Consider the following 17,368-nt stretch of genomic DNA (forward strand, 5'->3'; position numbering starts at 1 on the left):
CTTCACCAACGGAACTATCTCATGTCCTATATCGATGCGTTTACTGTTGCAGTCCCCAATGAAAATAAAGACTTATACATTGAACACGCCAAACTTGCTGGCGAAATTTTTAAAGAATATGGCGCCATAAAGGTGCTTGAAGCGTGGGGTGACGACGTACCCGATGGGGAACTCACTTCTTTTCCACTCGCCGTTAAGGCAGAAAAAAACGAAACCGTTGTTTTTTCAATTGCGTTTTGGCCATCAAAAGAAGTACGCGACACTGCGTGGCAAAAAGTGATGGAAGACCCTCGAATGCAAGAGAGTGAAAACCCCATGCCTTTCGATGGTAAGCGCCTTATTTACGGGGGCTTTGCTCCTATACTTGAACTATAAGCCTTTATCGCTCACGCAAATTATTCTGCGCCTCTTCCTCCATACCTGCACTTATGAAGTTAAGGGCAAAAAAAAGCCCACTGAAATTTCAGTGGGCTTTCTAAGTAAAATACAGTGACTCGATTACGCTAGCGTAATACGAGCAAACTTACGTTTACCTACCTGATATACGTTTTCACCTTTTTCGGTAATAACTAAACGAGTATCTTCGACTTTGTCGCCGTTAATTTTAACCGCACCTTGCTTAATCATGCGCATGGCGTCTGACGTTGAACCCACAAGACTTGCTTCTTTTAACAGGTTACCAATGGCAATACCTTCGTCGCTTAAGGCAATTTCAAGCTCTGGCATATCATCTGGAATAGCATTTTTTTGGAAGCGCTGAATAAAGTCTTGGTGCGCCCCTTCAGCCGCTGCGTCGTCATGGAAACGTGCAATGATTTCTTTCGCCAACATAATTTTAATATCACGTGGGTTTTCGCCATTAGCAACGCGCGTTTTAAGCTCAGCAATCTCTTCTAACGGACGGAAGCTTAATAGGTCGTAATAACGCCACATCAAATCATCAGAGATAGACATCACTTTACCGAACATGTCGTTTGGCGCGTCTGTTATGCCTATATAATTGTTCAACGACTTAGACATTTTCTGAACGCCGTCTAAACCTTCAAGTAGCGGAACCATCACAATAGATTGCTGCTTTTGGCCTTGCTCTTTTTGAAGCTCACGACCCATTAGCAAGTTAAAGCGCTGATCAGTACCACCTAATTCAACGTCTGACTCTAGCGCTACAGAATCCCAACCTTGTACCAATGGGTAAAGGAACTCATGTATAGCAATAGGTTGGCCGTTGTTATAGCGCTTTTTAAAATCGTCGCGTTCTAGCATACGAGCAACCGTTTGGCTTGCCGCAAGCTTGATCATGCCAGCCGCACCAAGTCCATCCATCCATTCAGAGTTAAAACGTATTTCCGTCTTCTCTTCATCTAGAATTTTGAACACCTGTTCTTGATACGTTTTTGCGTTCTCTAATACTTGTTCTTTGCTTAAAGGCTTGCGTGTTACGTTTTTACCTGTAGGATCGCCGATAAGGCCAGTAAAATCGCCAATAAGAAAAACAACTTTGTGGCCCAGTTGCTGAAATGTACGCAACTTGTTGATTAGTACAGTGTGACCAAGATGCAAGTCAGGCGCAGTTGGATCAAAACCCGCTTTAATGGTTAGGGTTTTGCCGGATTTTAGTTTTTCAATTAAATCCTCTTCGGGGAGTATTTCATCAACACCCCGTTTAATCTCAGCTAGCGCTGTTTGCCAATCTTTCATTTGTACGTCACACTCTTAAAAAAACTGTATATTCAATATTGGCGGGCATTTTACGCGTACAACGGAACCATTAAAAGGTTTGGACGTCAAAAAACGCATTACAAACAGTCATGTTGTTAAACCCAACAGCTTTTAACGTAGCGTTAGAGTACTGTATTCAGTAAACGCAAGAGTTAATCTCGATGATAAGAGCTATTGGGTGTAACAATTTGCGCTAACAATATAATGAGAAAAGTTGCATTTTTGAGCAACGTATGTGAAATAGTGTTGTGCACATAACATTTCTCAGGTGGGCAGTAGTATGAGAAAGAAATTAGACGCGTCAAAAGCGCTCAATTTTTATAGAAAATTACCAAAACAACACAGAACTGGGTTAGCGGTAGCTAGCTTATTTCTGGGTGGACTTATTCTTTTTCCAAGCGAAAAGGTAGAAGCCAGTCGTCATCATGAAGCACATATTCTGGATACAGGTGTACGTTACCCAGTTGAGCTTCACATTACGCCTTCAACCGATGTGTTTTCAGGTGAAGAAGAGTCGACGTGGCAAACGTATAAAGTGCGTAGCGGCGATACACTTGCGAAATTGTTTAAGCGCGCAGGCTTCACCGCACGCGACGTTTACAACGTAACCCAAGCTGGTGAGTTAAGCAAAACATTAGTCACCTTGCTTCCAGGTGACGAGTTGTCATTTAAAGCGAACAAAGATGGCAGCTTCGGCGAGTTGAAATATAAACTGTCTTCAACTGAAACCTTGTTTGTGCGCCCTGAGACGTCAGATGAGAGCAGCACACTAACGGCACAGCTTGAAAAGCGAGATGTAGATATTCGCTACAACTTCGCACAAGGTGAAATTCACTCAAGCTTTTGGAATGCAGCCAGCGATGCAGGGTTAACCAGCAACCAAATTATGAATTTGGCAGGAATTTTTGGCTGGGATATCGACTTTGCTATTGAAATACGCTCTGGTGACACGTTTAACGTGGTATTTGAAGAACAGTATATTGACGGTGAATTTGTTGGTTATGGTGATATTGTTGCTGCAGAATTCACTAACCAAGGCGAACATTTTAGCGCCATTCTTCACGAAGATGGCACCTATTACACGCCTGAAGGCCGCAGCATGCGCAAAAGCTTCTTGCGTGCACCGGTTAACTTCAGATACGTAAGCAGTAACTTTACAAAGGCGCGCTTTCACCCAGTACAGAAGCGCTGGAAAGCGCACCGCGGGACAGACTATGTTGCCGCCGTTGGCACGCCTATTATGGCGGCAGGTGATGGCAAGGTTATTAAAGCCGCGTACGACAAGTACAATGGTCATCATGTATTTATTCAACATGGTGAGAAGTACACAACTAAGTATCTACACTTTAAAAAACGTGCGGTAAAAGTGGGAGATACCGTTAAACAGGGCCAAACTGTGGGTTACTTAGGTAGTTCAGGTATGGTTACTGGCGCACATTTGCATTATGAGTTTTTAGTTGATGGCGTTCATCGAAACCCGCGCACAGTAGAATTACCCAAAGCCCTTCCTATCGCTAAAGAGGAGAAAGAAAGGTTTATGGAAATTGCGGCAACACGTCAAGAGCAGCTAGATAACAACAAGCGTATTATGCTTGCGATGAAATAGTAGGCTTATGGCAAAGTATATTGGCCTGATGTCTGGTACGAGCATGGACGGCGTTGACGCCGTTCTGTGCGACATCACGCAAACCTGTTGCACCACCCTTGCCTCCCACGCTATTCCCTATCCTACCGAATTATTATCTGCTCTTAATGCGCTTTGCAGTGAAGGTCCAGATGAGCTCAATAGCTTGGCAATAGCCGACAGGCTGGTCGCAGAAACCTTTGCCAAAGTCGCGTTAGAGTTACTTGAGCAAGAGGGTCTTTGTCCTTCTGACATTACCGCCATTGGCTCACACGGCCAAACTGTGCGCCACCACCCTAATTCCGATGTGTTTTCTGTGCATTTTTCGGCGTCTTCTGTGCGTAGCTTCACCTGTCAAATAGGCGACCCCAACACAATTGCCGTACTCACGGGTATTGACGTTGTTGCTGATTTTAGGCGTAAAGATATTGCTTTAGGAGGCCAAGGAGCCCCACTGGTTCCAGCTTTCCACAACGCGGTATTTGCAAGCAATGAAAAACACCGCGCCTTAGTCAACGTGGGTGGTATCGCGAATGTTTCGTTACTTGCACCCACATTAGATAACCAGCCACCTCGCGGCTTCGACACTGGGCCAGGCAACACGTTAATGGATCAGTGGATCAGTCTCCATCTTAATGAAAGCTTTGATAAAGACGGGGCGTGGGCAGCTACTGGGCAGCCCCATTCCGGCTTGCTTAGGCAGCTTTTGCTGGACGATTATTTCGCTTTACCCGCACCCAAAAGCACAGGAAGAGAACATTTCAACATTGACTGGTTAAGTAATACACTTGCTGATTATTTTCCTTCAAGCGCACATTTAGAAAGTGAAGAAACCAGCAATAACCTGTCGCCTAAAGACGTACAAGCAACGCTTTTGGCATTAACAGGTAGCACCATTGCTGAAAATGTGGCCGCGAATTTACCGAAAACAAATGAAGTAGGCCTGCAAAGCGAGGTCATTGTGTGTGGCGGTGGGGCATTTAATAAAGCGCTGATGCGTTACCTCGCCAGTAATTTAAGTGATTATACAGTGTGTGATAGCTACACAATTGGTATACATCCACAGCATGTGGAAGGTGCCGCTTTTGCATGGTTTGCGCACGCTTTCATCAATAATATTCCGGGGAATGTACCCGAAGTAACAGGTGCATCTAAAGCGACCGTCTTGGGCGCGCTCTACAAGAAAGGCTAAAAACACCGTAATACTCACTTTCTTATTCACATTTATACGCGCAGAAAATGCGTGCTTAATCAATCCAACCACGTGCTATTTCTGTATTCACTACTATCTAAAGGGCAGTAAAGAGCAAGCGCGCTTCCTACATGTAACGCACGTGCCTTTACCAAGTTAAAATGTGAATAAGGATTAGGAATGACAGATTCGGTACTTTTTAGCACTTTCGATTGGGCTGGCAACACACTGCAAAATCGAATGGTGTTAGCGCCTATGACAAGAGGTCGTGCGGGAACAGGTCGTATCCCTAACAAAATTATGGGCGATCACTATGTTCAGCGCTCTGACGCAGGACTACTTATCACTGAGGCAACCACCATTTCACAAGAAGGAAATGGCTGGGTGGACTCTCCTGGCATTTACACAGATGAAATGGTGGAAGGCTGGCGTTCTATAGTCAACCGTGTCCACGAAGCGGGCGGAAAAATCCTTCTTCAGCTTTGGCACACTGGTCGTGCATCTCACAGTGACTTCCACAATGGTAACTTACCGCTTTCAGCTTCTGCAGTAAAAATAGAAGGCGATGAAATTCACACTCCAAAAGGCAAAAAGCCTTATGAAGTGCCCAGGCCAATGACGTTAGATGATATTACGCGCACGGTAGAAGATTACAAAAAAGCCGCCGTTAATGCTAAAGCGGCGGGTTTTGACGGTGTGGAAGTGCATGCCGCCAATGGTTATCTTATTAACCAATTTTTAGATAGCCGCAGCAATCAGCGAGATGATAACTACGGGGGCAGTTTAGAGAATCGCTATCGTTTTCTGGCTCAGGTGATGGACGCCGTGTTAAGCGTTTGGCCAAGTGAGCAAGTAGGCGTTAGATTATCGCCAAATGGTGCCTTTAACGATATGGGTGCCGATGATTTCCGCGAAACGTTTACTTTTGTGGCTCAGCAGTTAAATAAACTAAAAGTTGGCTATCTTCACGTTATGGACGGTTTAGCGTTTGGCTTCCATGAACGCGGCGAAGCCATGACCCTAGCCGAATTTAGAGCATTATTTGACGGCATGCTAATTGGAAACTGCGGCTATACAAAGGAAGAAGCCGAGAAACGCTTGGCTGATGGCGACGGAGATATGATTGCCTTTGGCCGTCCTTGGATCACAAACCCCGACCTTCCTACGCGGTACAAACACGATTATCCGTTGACTTCCTTTGACGATCCTTCTTCTTGGTATGGAGGTGGAGAAGAGGGATATAGCGATTATGAAACCTACAAAGAAAAAAGCGGAAAAGATGCGTTAGAAGCGTTTAGTTAGGCCTTCAATTAATGGTCGAGATAGAGAGCCTTTTCTCTATCTCTTTTCCGCCTACATGCGGTGAATAGCTACATTCATAGAATACAGTATTCATTTGAAAACCTTTTTAGAACTTTGGCCGTTCAGTTTGTTCAATCTCAAGCTTTGTAATAGGCCTCACAGGCAAGAACGTCAGTAACGGCACATCTTCGCCTAACGCAAAATCTGCAAGCGTATTGACGGCTAACTCAGCTTCTTCCAAGGGCGATTGCCATACAGAACCCCATATTTTTCCTTGTTTTATAGCGTCATAACCGTCGCCAAAGAGCGTAGCAGAGGTTACCTTAAAATCTAGCGGTCTTTTTGCGTCCCAAAGCGCCTGCATAGCACCTATCGCCATATTGTCGTCTGCGGCATATAAACCATCAAACTGGCTGTGACGCCTCATTAATCTTTGCATCGCTGTATATGCCCTTTCTCGAGACCAATAGCCAGACACCACGTCAATGACCTCGATATCAAAATTACTGTCTTGCAGCCGCCTTTGCTGTAGATAATGATGAAAGCCTAAGCTTCTTAGCACTGCGGTTTTATAACCTGGAAAGCCTTGAATCTCGACAACGCGTCCTTTCCCGTCTAGAGCGGCTTCCATCATCTGTGCCGCTAACTGTCCTTCTTTGTAGTTATCTGGCCCGATATAGCCTCGCACATACACCCACAACTCTTCCGCTACCGGTGTATTAATTATAAAAACGGGCACGCTTGCAGCTTCAGCATACTCTAGCCCTGGACGTACTTTCTCACCGTGAACAGGCCACAAAGCAATGACATCTGGTTTACTATCAACGGCCGTTTTCATAAGGACATTTTGTTGTTCAATACTTCCTCTTGCATCATGAAACGTAATATTGATACCTAATTTGGCACCTATTTTTTCAAAATGCTGTTTGTAGGTTCTTTGATAAGTGTCTGTGCCCCAGTCAAAGCCAACTATGGCCATTTTTACCTCTGCGGCACTAGACTTCTTTACAAGGGGTAACAGTCCGCTTCCCTTTAACAACCGTAAGCGGCTAGGCTCTAAGAATACTTTTGACTGCCGCTGATCTTTTAATAACTGCACATTGTCATTAATTTTGTATTGCGCCAATATTTCTTGGTACTTACCAGATTGTTTTAAATAGGCCAAACCATCTTCAAAACCCAGACGGATATCTTCTCGATTCTTGGTTATTGAGCTAATTCCTAGATACAATTCAGATGAAGCAATATGGGGTGGAGAAACTACCACAAGGTCTTTGAATGCTTTTCTTTCAAGCATATACTTTGCTGTGAGCCAGTCGGTGATCGCAAAGTCAACTCGTCGCAATTGAACTAACTTAAATAATTGTTCTGTAGAGGCAACCTCGAATTTTTCTGCAGCTGAGAATTCATTGAATTCTCGAGAGATCAACATGCCTCTGTGCGAGGCAATACTTTTACCCTCTAAACTTTTAAGGCTACCGTTCCAACGGTCGTCCATTTGTGCATGCTTAACCAACACAATAGGTAAGGTATTGTGCAGCAGCACGCGCTCGCCGTTGATATCAATAACATCTTCATAGCTAGCTGGAAAAATGACGTCAGCTTCGCCCGAGATTATCTGCAGCTTTGCCCGTGCCCATGGCAAATTATGACGCTTTACTTCGTAGCCTGCATGTTCAAACGATGCTTCGACAATTTCACTAAGAAATCCTTTGCGATTTTTTTCATCGCTGGTGTAAGGAGGACGTTCAACCGTGACAATAGTTACCTGATTTGAAGCCTGTTCCGCTGAAGCAAAGGCAGAATAACACAGGCAAAAAATAGCCAGTACAATCAGAAAAATGTAGTTGGAAGTTTTGATATGACAGTGCTCATCGAAAAGTTCACTTGCTAATAAAAGTAGTAAGACTGTTCAATAAATGCCAATGAAACAACGCCTAATTAGAAGTTAGCTGAATGCCTTTTTCTGACTGGCGAATATTGCCAGCTTTTCTAAACATGACATCCATGCAAAGTGATGCTGATCGCACTCTTGTTTATTCAAGAAACCCTGCTGGATTAATACCAATCTAACGTGTTTATCTTCAGTCTCTTCAAAGTGAATGTCGACGGATGTCATCACCGACTCTTCCATGTTGTCTTCCCACGCCCAAGAGAAAGACAGCTGCTCATTTGCCAAAATAGTGATGTATTGCCCTGTCAACGACATCTCAACACCGCTGGGGTCCATCATTTTCACACGATATCGCCCGCCTTCTTTGAAATCACTCATAACTTGCGTTACTGAGCAATCTCCAGGAGCAAACCATTGTGAAAGGTATTCAGGTTCATGAAATGCCGCAAATATAAAGGGCAATGATGCATCTAGCGTGACATCAATTTTAAACTCGTGCATAAAGCCGCCTCAGTTAGTCTGAAATGTTTTAGAACAGGTAATATTAACTGTACACCAAAGGCCTAAAAGCACTAGCGCAAATTTACCTTTGTCCATAATAAAAAAATCCCGAGCCCGCGTAAGGAAAGGCTCAGGAGAAGGAGAACATCCTCAATTTTCTTATCGACCACTCAGCGCAACTTCTTGAGCTATAAAGTAAACCTATGCACCTTTCATCAACGAATCCATACTGGCTTTGCTGCCAAAATGTTGTGAACTCACTCTTTCGCTAACCGTTAAATACAGCTCGTCAATATCAGCGTTCGCCATAAACTTATCGCAAAACCCCGGAACGTGCGGCTCGATAAAATGCTTAGCTGCTAGCATAAAGTGGGCAATCAATTGTTTAACGTTGTCAGTGCCCATGGCAATACGCATTGTAGTAAGCTCAATACCTGCCTTTTTCTGCTCGTCAGTACTTAGCTCTGAGTGAGATGTTAGTGCCGGACATAGAACTATTGTGTTGTTTTGACCAATGCTTACCTGATGGCTGAACGCAGGTTCAAGCGCATCGAAAAATCTTACAAACACGTCGCGAGGTAAGTTTGCTGGCGCCATATCAACAGTGAACAAGGTGCAAGGCCAGCCATGAGCATGCTGCTTTTCGCGTAATCCCGCGTTTTCGTGTTCAGGTAACGCATGACAGTTAACACGAATTTGGTTGTGTGCGTTGAGGAAAGCGGTAAACACCTGCGTATTTATAACTTTCGTCATCATGCGCTGTTCTAGCGTTTTCATGCCGTTTAGTACGTCAAACGCCTTTTCAGAATCCAAGAACGCGCCTTTGATGTAGTACACATCCCAGAACATGGTTTCTGACCAATCTACACCATTTGCTGAACTGCCTTTTGGCTGGAACATGCGATGCCCCTCGCCTATTACAACGCCTGCTGTCGTTGCGCCACTACCACATAAATCTTTGGTGTAGCTGTGAATTACATAGTCAGGTCTTGCAGCCTTGCTTTTGTGCTGTAATGGCTGATGCAACACAGGCGTTGCAAGAGTGGAATCAAGCATTACCAACGCGTTTTGCGCATGCGCTAGTTCACATATTCCTGGCACATCCAAAACGTAACCGTGAGGGTTACAAGGCGACTCTAAATACACATGCATTTTTGCGCCATTTTCTAAACGGGAAGCATGCTCTGCCTTGGTTTGTTGCATAAATTCTGCAAAGCTTTGCTTATCGTACCCGTCGAACCATGCAATTTGAATATCCATTCTATTACTGCGGGCAAAATAGTCGTGAAGCAGTTGATAAACGCCGCCGTAAACGTTCCTAGAAACGATAAGTACGTCACCGTGACTAAGCACATTTGATAAGCAAGCGTCAATTGCTGCCATACCTGAGTTAAAGTTCCACGCCAAGTATTCTGCGGCATAGGGGCCTGCTTCCATATCAACAATGGCATTAGCAAGCGAGATATTGGTGGGGTTCAGCAAACGCGAATAAATTTGATGAGTAAATTCTTTGCCCTGAAATGCATCATCTACCCATTCTGTGCACGCATACACGTACGTTGCTGTTCGCACAACAACTGGGGTAGCTGAAAAAAGCGCAGTCACATTGTCAAAAAGTGGGTAATGACCTTGCGAGCCATTGCCGCTTGATAAGCTTTGATACGTTGCACGAAAGGGGTTTTGCAGCGTATCCAAAATTTTAGCAATTTGAAAAGACAGAAACTTTTTAGCGTTGAAATAAGCCACCCTATCTTCTTTATCAAGCCCTTGCAGCGTATTGCTGGTAATGTCCCACAACTGCATTACGCTTGCTTGAGCGCCGTAAAGATGATGCGCAGTGTTGGCAAGTGCTTTACCGTAGTCACTCGAGGCATCAATGCCAAAATGGGACAACTGTTCGTCTACCAAAGCCTGCGTGGTTTCAGCTTGGGTCGTGTTACGCTTAGGCGAAAGTACTTTAGCGTGCGTTACATCAACATCTGTTGATACTGGGTTTTGGTATTTATTTTCTGACTGCATAGCGATTCCATTGCAATTTAACTTCAGGTGTATGTAAATCACACCAACACTGTTTACAAAAATGTAAAACTTAAATCACACTTTTAGAACAACCAGCATGACGATTTTGCCCGCATGCATAGGAAAGAAAAGTTTACTTAAGGAGCGTTAGACGAATGATAGCAAGGGGTTCGACGACAATTGAACTAACTATATTAAGCGATGAAGCCAATGAAATTGCCGACGCGCTGCGCCAGAAAATAGCAAACCATAGTGCATTCACAGGCTTTGAAGGGCAGCCCACGATAGAACTCGTTCAAGTGGCTAGCCGTCCAGAAGATATAAACGCAGAAAGCGTTACCGTGATGTTGGCTGACCCCGACCTTGCTTCGGTTATCATAAGTCGTTGTTCCTCACTAACATGGTGCCAATCAACTTGGGCAGGTAATGCCCCACTATTAAATTCAAACAAAACTGACTATATCCTTACCGGATTAAAAGGAATTTTCGGCAAACTTATGCGTGAGTATGTTTTCGCCTATTTACTTAGTCATGCCAGAAACGTTAAAGCTTTTGAACGAAACCAGCGGGGCTCTCAGCCAAAGTGGGAAGCCGCTAAGCGACTGCCGTTACATGGTCAAACATTGGGCATTGTAGGGCTTGGTAGTATAGGACAAGCCCTTATTCCCGTTGCACATGCCTTTGGTATGAACGTAGTGGGTTTAACAAGAAGTGGAAAAGAGGTTGAGGGTGCAAAAGCCGTGTTCACACCCGACAACATAAGTACATTTGCTGATGCAAGTGATCATGTGGTGAATTTGATGCCTGACACGCCTTCTACTCAAAACATGCTGTCTTACGATTTTTTCAATGCACTTAAACCCCACAGCCTATTTTTAAACGCTGGCCGTGGCAGCGCCGTTAACGACGACGCGCTGTTGCAAGCTTTAAATGGCGGTGTATTTGCTCATGCAGTATTGGACGTATTTCGACAGGAACCGCTAGATAAGGCCCACCCGTTTTGGCACCACCCGAATATTTCAGTGACAGCCCATACGGCGGCTGAGTCTCAGCCAAGTGACGTAGCAGACGTGTTTTTAGAAAACGCCCTACGCTACATCAATGGCGAATCGCTTATTTACCAGTTCGATTTTAAGAAAGGCTATTAGTTTTTTAATGGAGCTCGCCCAATTTCAATCGAGGCCTTATTACGATGTAGTTGCTCAGATGCGTGGGTCGGTAGCCGTTATTTCGATACGATCATGATGCTTTTCGTGAAACGCTAGCAACTGCGGGTAGTCCTTCATGTTGTGGAGTTCGCGAAACAGCACCCAATCTATCAGGGTAAACAAACAAATTTCTGGATACGTCCAGCCGCTAAAACCACCCGCATCAAGCTGGCTCGCCAACGTGCTAAGTACCGCTTCAATTCGCTCATTTTGCAGCCTGAAATACATCTTGTCTTGGTTGATATCAAAATCGGAGCGCTTAAGCAGCAACAGCTGAACGAATGAGTCATTCGCTGCATCAATAAGGGTTAACTGATTTTCCTCTTCCCAACTCAGACCATCATGGTCTAGCTTATCGGCGAGATAGCTGTAAATAATACGAGAGTCAAAAATCATTTGCCCGGCATCTTCAAGGCAAGGCACTTTAAGCGTTGGATTGCGAGAAGCTAGTAATGCTCTGTCCTCTCCTGAAAAAATTTGGAGATTTAAAAACTCATGCTCTGTAGAAGCTAATACAATACGAACACGACGGACGTAAGGGGAAGTCGATGAGCCATACAATTTCATAAATACTGTCCTGAATCGAGGTCATTTATGAAATTAGTGTAGCTGGAAATTTAAAATAAAAGAAAGGAATAAAAACAATACAGCAGACAAGCATACACAACCTTGCGATGTATGCCTATCATCTAATGCGCAATGAGCCCAAACGCTTAATTTCAGCTACGCTTAATTCGCAATACCTTAAAGCGCCTAAGCCTCTTGGCAGTTACACGCTAAAGCTTGCACCGCAACCACAAGTTGTTGTGGCATTTGGATTTTGAACTAAAAACCTTGAGCCTTCCAAGCCATCAACGTAATCGACTATGCCACCTACAAGATATTGCAGGCTCATTGGATCAACCACCATTGTGACGCTGTCTTTTTCAATGGTCATATCGCCTTCATTCACTTTTTCATCGAACGTGAATCCGTACTGAAAGCCAGAACAACCACCACCTGTTACGTACACACGTAATTTCAAATCAGGATTTTCTTCTTCTGAAACAAGGGCTTTCACTTTCGCTGCTGCAGCGTCTGAAAACTCAATTGGCAACGCCGTTTCTACAGACATACCCACCTCTACGTTAACCTCGTGCTTACGCACTTTGCACTTGCGCGCAATTATCTAATACTTGCGCATAGTTGGCAATTATTGGGGCAAAACTTAACGATTCAAGGCAATTACACATTTCACAGAAACTACAACGTAAACTTCCCAATCGTGTCATTAAGAGCTTTCGCTTCGTCATCCAATTTGTTGACCAACGTGAAGCTCTTTTTCATGCTACGAGACGTTTCCTGTGCGGTTTGTGAAATTACAGAAATGTTTTCACTAATTTCACCCGTTGCAGCCGATTGCTCACGGGTAGCGGATGCTACGTGCGTATTAACTTCAGTAAGTTTACTCACCTCTGCCGATATGTTCGAGAGTGCCTTTACGCATGACGATAGAAACTCTGACGTTGCACGCGTGCTGTCGTTCCCTCTCATTATGTCTTCCACAGTGCCCGAGGTACGCTTGTTAAGTTCGTCCATTAGCTGACTTATCTCAGAGGTTGACTCATTTGTACGACTCGCTAAGTTCCTCACTTCATCTGCAACAACTGCAAACCCTCTGCCTTGCTCACCAGCTCTTGCAGCTTCAATAGCAGCATTTAAAGCTAACAAATTTGTTTGCTCAGAAATTCCCCTAATTTCGTCAAGAATTGAAGTAATTGAGTGAATGCTATTTGAAAGCTCATCTACTGATTTGACCGACTTGGTCATGATATTGCTCAATTCACTCATGTTTTGCATGGCTTTATTGATAGTTACTGCACTTTCACTCACGTTCTCTTCTGTGGCATTCGCTACATCGGACGCGCCTTGTGCACTATTTGAAATTTCGCGTACCGTCAAATCCATCTGTTCAATGGCAGCTGCCACTGAGTTTGTGCTATCACTTTGTCTTGATGAGTAGCTTTGAGACAACTCAATTTGCTCATAGACTTGTGCAGCAATCGTTTTTACGTGGTCAGCGCTTTCAGATACTTGGATGAACATTGCATGCAGCGTTTCAAGGAAAAGATTTATTTGAGCGGCTAACTCGCCAATTTCATTCTTTTCTTCAATATGAAGTCGCGCTGTTAGGTCGCCATCTCGCTCGTTTAAAGACGTTACAGCTAAGGTAATGGTATCAATTGGCTCGAATATTTTGTTTGAAAGAAGCTTCAACCCAATAAGCCCTACCAATATGATGATAATAGCTATTGCGATGTTTATCATGACTGCTGAATTGATTGCACCGTAAAGCTCTTCAGTAGGCACGTCGGTTACAAGATACCAATCTATGGAATCTAATTTTAACGCCAAGCGAGTTGTATCGACCCCATCCACCGTAATACTTTGCGCGTTATTTAAAAACGCGGACGTATCCAATTTCATGCCGCGTTTTGACATATCAGGATGCAATGCAACTTCATTATTACCGTTTACTAAAAAAACAATGCCCGTATTGGCAACTTTATAAGAGGAAATCAGCTCAGACACTGCTTGAAGCGATAAGCCAACCCCGGCTAACGCCACTCTTTGACCATCAACTCTCATTGCGTAATTGATAAACGCAGAGGCAACACCGGTAGATTTGTTGACATCGATGGCTACTTCAAAAGGCACATTACTATCGATAAAAATATCGAACCACGCATCGCCATCTTTAGTGACTTTGCGCTCAATACCATTATGGGTGTAGTAGTTTTGTGTATTACTGGAAACGACATAAGACGTGATTGCGTTACTTTCTCTTTTTATCGCACCAAGGTGCTCGGTTAGCAATGCAACACCGGATGCAGGCTCACCCTCTGCCATCCAACGTTTTATGTAGGCATTATTGGCCAAAGACTGACTAGGCAAAATAGTGCGCTGCAAGTCTAACTCTACAGCGTTCTTTACCTCGCCCAGTGCTGTAGGAAGGTCGGACGACTCTACTTTTTCAGTTAGAAAGTTTAGTATTGAAACCGCAAACACCGTGGTAGTCACTGCCACTGGGATGATTAATGCGGTAATGAGGGCTACAAAAAGCAAACGCTTTAACTGCATATTTAACTCCGACATGTACTCAACAGCACTAGGCGTTTAACCTAAATGGCTATCTCAAATTAAAAACGCCACACTGCCAAGGCTTGTACTGCGTTATCGTCTTCTCGCGTCCCTAACTTGTTCTTCCAATACTGATATTCGATGCCAACAAACAGTCGATCTTTTGCGTTAAATAGAACGTTACCTGCATCCCATCTTACTTGAACTTGCGCTAGCACCCAAGATCTTACATTTAACCCCGCTATCTCAGAGCCACGCTCGTCAATGTACTCTGCGTGCCCTTCTATATAAAACTGTTGGGAGCCCACGGCCAATGGGTATCGCCATGCGACATCAATCATCCAACTATCGTCTTCCTTCGGTGCGCCCCCCGCATCAATGCCTTCACTATCGTCTAAATACGCAGTTAAAAGTACATTCAAAAATTGAAAGCCTTCAACATCTAAATGTAGCTGAACCCCTGGCAAATATTTGAGAACATCAGACTCTGGTGCCATGTTGATCCCCATGACGAAACTCACATTTTTTAATACGCCACCATAAGAAGCATTCAGTAAAGAGGCTGTGCTAAAAGAGGGATACCATTCTGCGTATAGCGAATCTTCATCATCTGCGCTTGCATAATCGACGAAGAAGAAATTTTCACCATGCTCCCAACCACTGGCATGCTGGAAAGTAAATATTGTTGTATCCGACTCGGTTCCGGGTATATCAGCAAAAGGCTGATTCAAATCACCGTACTGGATGTGAAGCTCATTTTCACTCCACACCGACGCGAATAAAGAGGGTGAAACTAACAGTAGTGCTGTTAAAAAAGACGTATAAACGTAAAACTGCATGTCTTTAACCTAAAAGCATATTTTGACAAATAAGTGTAGACGTTCTTTTTGATTGTGCACGGAGATGCAAAAAAAATATATTTGTGCGCTATCATCTGATTTGTAGGAACCTAATAACGAGTACTATGACTAACGCGACATGTAAACATTCAGCGCCAACCCTCTTTGACAGCTTTGGGCAGTCTCGCTTTTCTTGTAAAGATGAGTACAAAAGTGCGTTAACCCAGCAACAAGAACAACTTTTTCATGTTCAGCAGTCTTATTTTCATCAAAAAAAGCGAGCGTTAATTATATTTGAGGGGTGGGATGCTTCTGGCAAAGGCGGAGCGATTAGGCGCATAACTGAGAAGCTAGATCCGCGAGGAGTCAGCGTATTTCCTGTCTCAAAACCGTCTAAAGAGGAACAAGACAAACATTTTCTCTACCGATTTTGGAAACAAATACCTTCCCCTGGCACACTTAAAATATTTGACCGTTCTCACTATGGAAGAGTGCTGGTAGAACGCGTAGACAAGCTTGTAGATGAAGAAGTTTGGCAGCGTGGCTTTGATGAAATCAACGCCTTTGAAAAAACACTTCACGACGACGGTGTTCGCATTGTAAAACTTTTTATGCATATCTCGTCTCAAGAGCAGCGCGAGCGATTTGAAGAGCGACTGCACAACCCATTTAAACGCTGGAAACTTACCGAAGAAGACTTGCACAATCGTAAAATGCGAGAAGCTTACATTGCAGCGACTAATGATATGTTTAAACATACCCACACCAGCTACGCGCCATGGCATGTTATAAACGGGGAATACAAGTGGCAGGCGCGCGTTAATGTGTTAGATATCATCATTGAAAAATTAAGTGAAGGTGTTGATATTTCTCCTCCACCACTTGATGAGCGATTAATTGCGCTAGCCTCTAAGCAACTCGATGTTGACGAAAACCTACTGGATGACCAATAGGTTTTCGCGTTCAGTGCAATGCGGGTAGAACACAGGCTGTACGCAATTAAGAGCTTGCTATGCTTTTTGGAATACTGGCAACGAGCATATTTTTACCTGCACACTTTGCTTTGTACATGGCCTTGTCAGCCTTCTTCAACAAATCAATAAAGTTAATTTTCTCTCCTTGATATGAAGCAGCAGCGCCAATACTTACAGTAACTCTGCCATACGATGATTTAGCATTCTTTATAAAAAGCCCTCTTACAGTTGAAGATATGCGATTCGCCACTACTTTTGCGTTTGGTAATGACACTTTAGGAAGTATCACAACAAACTCCTCTCCACCGAACCTAAAGAGCAAATCTAACGGCCTTTGCGCCCCCTTGGCAATAGCCCCTGCAACCCGCTTTATCACCTCGTCTCCTTTCAAATGCCCATAGGTATCGTTGTACTTTTTAAAGTCATCAATATCTATCATTAACACAGATAGCGCTGCTCTCTCTCGGTTCATTTGGCGAATAAGTCTTGGGACACTTTGTACGAAGAACTGCCTGTTATAAAGAGAGGTAAGTGCGTCTTTGCATGCGAGTTCTTCTAAATGACACTCTCTTCTTTTCACCTGAATTTGATGCTCAAGCCTCATTCGAATATCTTGTGCTCTGACGGGCTTCGATATGAAGTCAGCAGCCCCAACTTTCCAACATTGGCGCTGAATCTCCTCATTTTCTATTCCAGTTAGAAAGACAACCGGAACATGCCTGAAATCTGCGTATTTTTTTAACATCTGCATGGTTTCAATACCATTACAACCTGGCATGTGATAGTCCATAACAACAGCATCTGGCGGACTGAATTTTTTAATATAGCTTATTGCTCTCAAGCCACTATCAACTGAGGCGCAGTCAAAGTCTTGGCATAGCATTCCTTCAACCGTTGAGCGAGATAATTTATCGTCGTCCACAATTAACAGGCGGCTTTTTTGCTTAATAATTTGATTCTTCATAATGTGATCTCG

Annotated in this window: 15 protein-coding genes; 6 read left to right on the forward strand and 9 right to left on the reverse strand. The window is 43.9% G+C overall.

The genetic code is table 11. The annotated features are described in order from the left end of the window. Positions 1–21 precede the first annotated feature (21 nt). Positions 22–375, forward strand: coding sequence for a DUF1428 domain-containing protein (locus ACHUFN_RS06755; RefSeq protein ID WP_394221548.1), 354 nt, complete (start codon positions 22–24; stop codon positions 373–375). 123 nt (positions 376–498) lie between these two features. Here ACHUFN_RS06755 and tyrS read toward each other — a convergent pair whose 3' ends face one another. Then, positions 499–1,698 (reverse strand): tyrosine--tRNA ligase, encoded by a 1,200-nt coding sequence (tyrS, locus tag ACHUFN_RS06760; RefSeq protein ID WP_394221549.1) that lies wholly within the window; start codon positions 1,696–1,698, stop codon positions 499–501. 301 nt (positions 1,699–1,999) lie between these two features. Here tyrS and ACHUFN_RS06765 point away from each other — a divergent pair, with 301 nt between their 5' ends. The 3 genes from ACHUFN_RS06765 (at position 2,000) to ACHUFN_RS06775 (ending at position 5,837) form a co-directional block, all read left to right on the forward strand. After that, positions 2,000–3,325, forward strand: coding sequence for an OapA family protein (locus tag ACHUFN_RS06765; protein WP_394221551.1), 1,326 nt, complete (start codon positions 2,000–2,002; stop codon positions 3,323–3,325). A gap of 7 nt (positions 3,326–3,332) precedes the next feature. Then, positions 3,333–4,535: an anhydro-N-acetylmuramic acid kinase gene (locus ACHUFN_RS06770; protein ID WP_394221552.1), complete on the forward strand. Its 1,203-nt coding sequence runs from the start codon at positions 3,333–3,335 to the stop codon at positions 4,533–4,535. A 180-nt stretch (positions 4,536–4,715) separates the two neighbouring features. Beyond that, positions 4,716–5,837 (forward strand): alkene reductase, encoded by a 1,122-nt coding sequence (locus ACHUFN_RS06775; protein WP_394221553.1) that lies wholly within the window; start codon positions 4,716–4,718, stop codon positions 5,835–5,837. A gap of 106 nt (positions 5,838–5,943) precedes the next feature. Here ACHUFN_RS06775 and ACHUFN_RS06780 read toward each other — a convergent pair whose 3' ends face one another. The 3 genes from ACHUFN_RS06780 to ACHUFN_RS06790 form a co-directional block, all read right to left on the reverse strand. Continuing rightward, positions 5,944–7,482 (reverse strand): substrate-binding domain-containing protein, encoded by a 1,539-nt coding sequence (locus ACHUFN_RS06780; protein WP_394221554.1) that lies wholly within the window; start codon positions 7,480–7,482, stop codon positions 5,944–5,946. Positions 7,483–7,785: 303 nt separating this feature from the next. Further along, entirely contained in the window at positions 7,786–8,232 is a 447-nt protein-coding gene (locus tag ACHUFN_RS06785; protein WP_394221555.1) for an SRPBCC family protein, read from the reverse strand. A gap of 201 nt (positions 8,233–8,433) precedes the next feature. After that, positions 8,434–10,251, reverse strand: a complete 1,818-nt coding sequence (locus tag ACHUFN_RS06790; RefSeq protein WP_394221556.1) for a trans-sulfuration enzyme family protein — start codon at positions 10,249–10,251, stop codon at positions 8,434–8,436. 155 nt (positions 10,252–10,406) lie between these two features. Here ACHUFN_RS06790 and ACHUFN_RS06795 point away from each other — a divergent pair, with 155 nt between their 5' ends. Beyond that, a complete protein-coding gene (locus tag ACHUFN_RS06795; protein WP_394221557.1) occupies positions 10,407–11,399 on the forward strand; it encodes a D-2-hydroxyacid dehydrogenase in 993 nt (330 codons plus the stop codon). 54 nt (positions 11,400–11,453) lie between these two features. On the opposite strand, the gene ACHUFN_RS06800 is transcribed toward ACHUFN_RS06795, so the two are convergent. The 4 genes from ACHUFN_RS06800 to ACHUFN_RS06815 form a co-directional block, all read right to left on the reverse strand. Further along, on the reverse strand, positions 11,454–12,026 hold the full coding sequence (locus ACHUFN_RS06800) for a glutathione S-transferase family protein (RefSeq protein WP_394221558.1): 573 nt from the start codon (positions 12,024–12,026) through the stop codon (positions 11,454–11,456). Positions 12,027–12,228: 202 nt separating this feature from the next. Beyond that, positions 12,229–12,573 (reverse strand): iron-sulfur cluster insertion protein ErpA, encoded by a 345-nt coding sequence (gene erpA / locus ACHUFN_RS06805; protein ID WP_014950570.1) that lies wholly within the window; start codon positions 12,571–12,573, stop codon positions 12,229–12,231. Between the two features lie 128 nt (positions 12,574–12,701). After that, a complete protein-coding gene (locus tag ACHUFN_RS06810) occupies positions 12,702–14,579 on the reverse strand; it encodes a methyl-accepting chemotaxis protein (RefSeq protein WP_394221559.1) in 1,878 nt (625 codons plus the stop codon). A 59-nt stretch (positions 14,580–14,638) separates the two neighbouring features. After that, positions 14,639–15,418 (reverse strand): hypothetical protein, encoded by a 780-nt coding sequence (locus ACHUFN_RS06815; protein ID WP_394221560.1) that lies wholly within the window; start codon positions 15,416–15,418, stop codon positions 14,639–14,641. Positions 15,419–15,543: 125 nt separating this feature from the next. Here ACHUFN_RS06815 and ACHUFN_RS06820 point away from each other — a divergent pair, with 125 nt between their 5' ends. Further along, positions 15,544–16,371, forward strand: coding sequence for a polyphosphate kinase 2 family protein (locus tag ACHUFN_RS06820; protein ID WP_394221561.1), 828 nt, complete (start codon positions 15,544–15,546; stop codon positions 16,369–16,371). A gap of 46 nt (positions 16,372–16,417) precedes the next feature. Here the strand turns inward: ACHUFN_RS06820 and ACHUFN_RS06825 are convergent, their stop codons facing one another. Next, positions 16,418–17,356 carry a GGDEF domain-containing response regulator gene (locus ACHUFN_RS06825; RefSeq protein WP_394221562.1) on the reverse strand — a complete coding sequence of 313 codons (939 nt, stop codon included), beginning with the start codon at positions 17,354–17,356 and terminating at the stop codon, positions 16,418–16,420. Positions 17,357–17,368: the final 12 nt, after the last annotated feature.

This window comes from Alteromonas gracilis (assembly GCF_043642145.1).
Classification (GTDB): domain Bacteria; phylum Pseudomonadota; class Gammaproteobacteria; order Enterobacterales; family Alteromonadaceae; genus Alteromonas; species Alteromonas gracilis_B.

Bases quoted from the DNA above. Each gene is read 5' to 3' on its own strand.
- ACHUFN_RS06755 (WP_394221548.1), top strand. From the start codon at position 22: ATGTCCTATATCGATGCGTTTACTGTTGCAGTCCCCAATGAAAATAAA.
- tyrS (WP_394221549.1), bottom strand. From the start codon at position 1,698: ATGAAAGATTGGCAAACAGCGCTAGCTGAGATTAAACGGGGTGTTGAT.
- ACHUFN_RS06765 (WP_394221551.1), top strand. From the start codon at position 2,000: ATGAGAAAGAAATTAGACGCGTCAAAAGCGCTCAATTTTTATAGAAAA.
- ACHUFN_RS06770 (WP_394221552.1), top strand. From the start codon at position 3,333: ATGGCAAAGTATATTGGCCTGATGTCTGGTACGAGCATGGACGGCGTT.
- ACHUFN_RS06775 (WP_394221553.1), top strand. From the start codon at position 4,716: ATGACAGATTCGGTACTTTTTAGCACTTTCGATTGGGCTGGCAACACA.
- ACHUFN_RS06785 (WP_394221555.1), bottom strand. From the start codon at position 8,232: ATGCACGAGTTTAAAATTGATGTCACGCTAGATGCATCATTGCCCTTT.
- ACHUFN_RS06790 (WP_394221556.1), bottom strand. From the start codon at position 10,251: ATGCAGTCAGAAAATAAATACCAAAACCCAGTATCAACAGATGTTGAT.
- ACHUFN_RS06795 (WP_394221557.1), top strand. From the start codon at position 10,407: ATGATAGCAAGGGGTTCGACGACAATTGAACTAACTATATTAAGCGAT.
- ACHUFN_RS06800 (WP_394221558.1), bottom strand. From the start codon at position 12,026: ATGAAATTGTATGGCTCATCGACTTCCCCTTACGTCCGTCGTGTTCGT.
- erpA (WP_014950570.1), bottom strand. From the start codon at position 12,573: ATGTCTGTAGAAACGGCGTTGCCAATTGAGTTTTCAGACGCTGCAGCA.
- ACHUFN_RS06810 (WP_394221559.1), bottom strand. From the start codon at position 14,579: ATGCAGTTAAAGCGTTTGCTTTTTGTAGCCCTCATTACCGCATTAATC.
- ACHUFN_RS06815 (WP_394221560.1), bottom strand. From the start codon at position 15,418: ATGCAGTTTTACGTTTATACGTCTTTTTTAACAGCACTACTGTTAGTT.
- ACHUFN_RS06820 (WP_394221561.1), top strand. From the start codon at position 15,544: ATGACTAACGCGACATGTAAACATTCAGCGCCAACCCTCTTTGACAGC.
- ACHUFN_RS06825 (WP_394221562.1), bottom strand. From the start codon at position 17,356: ATGAAGAATCAAATTATTAAGCAAAAAAGCCGCCTGTTAATTGTGGAC.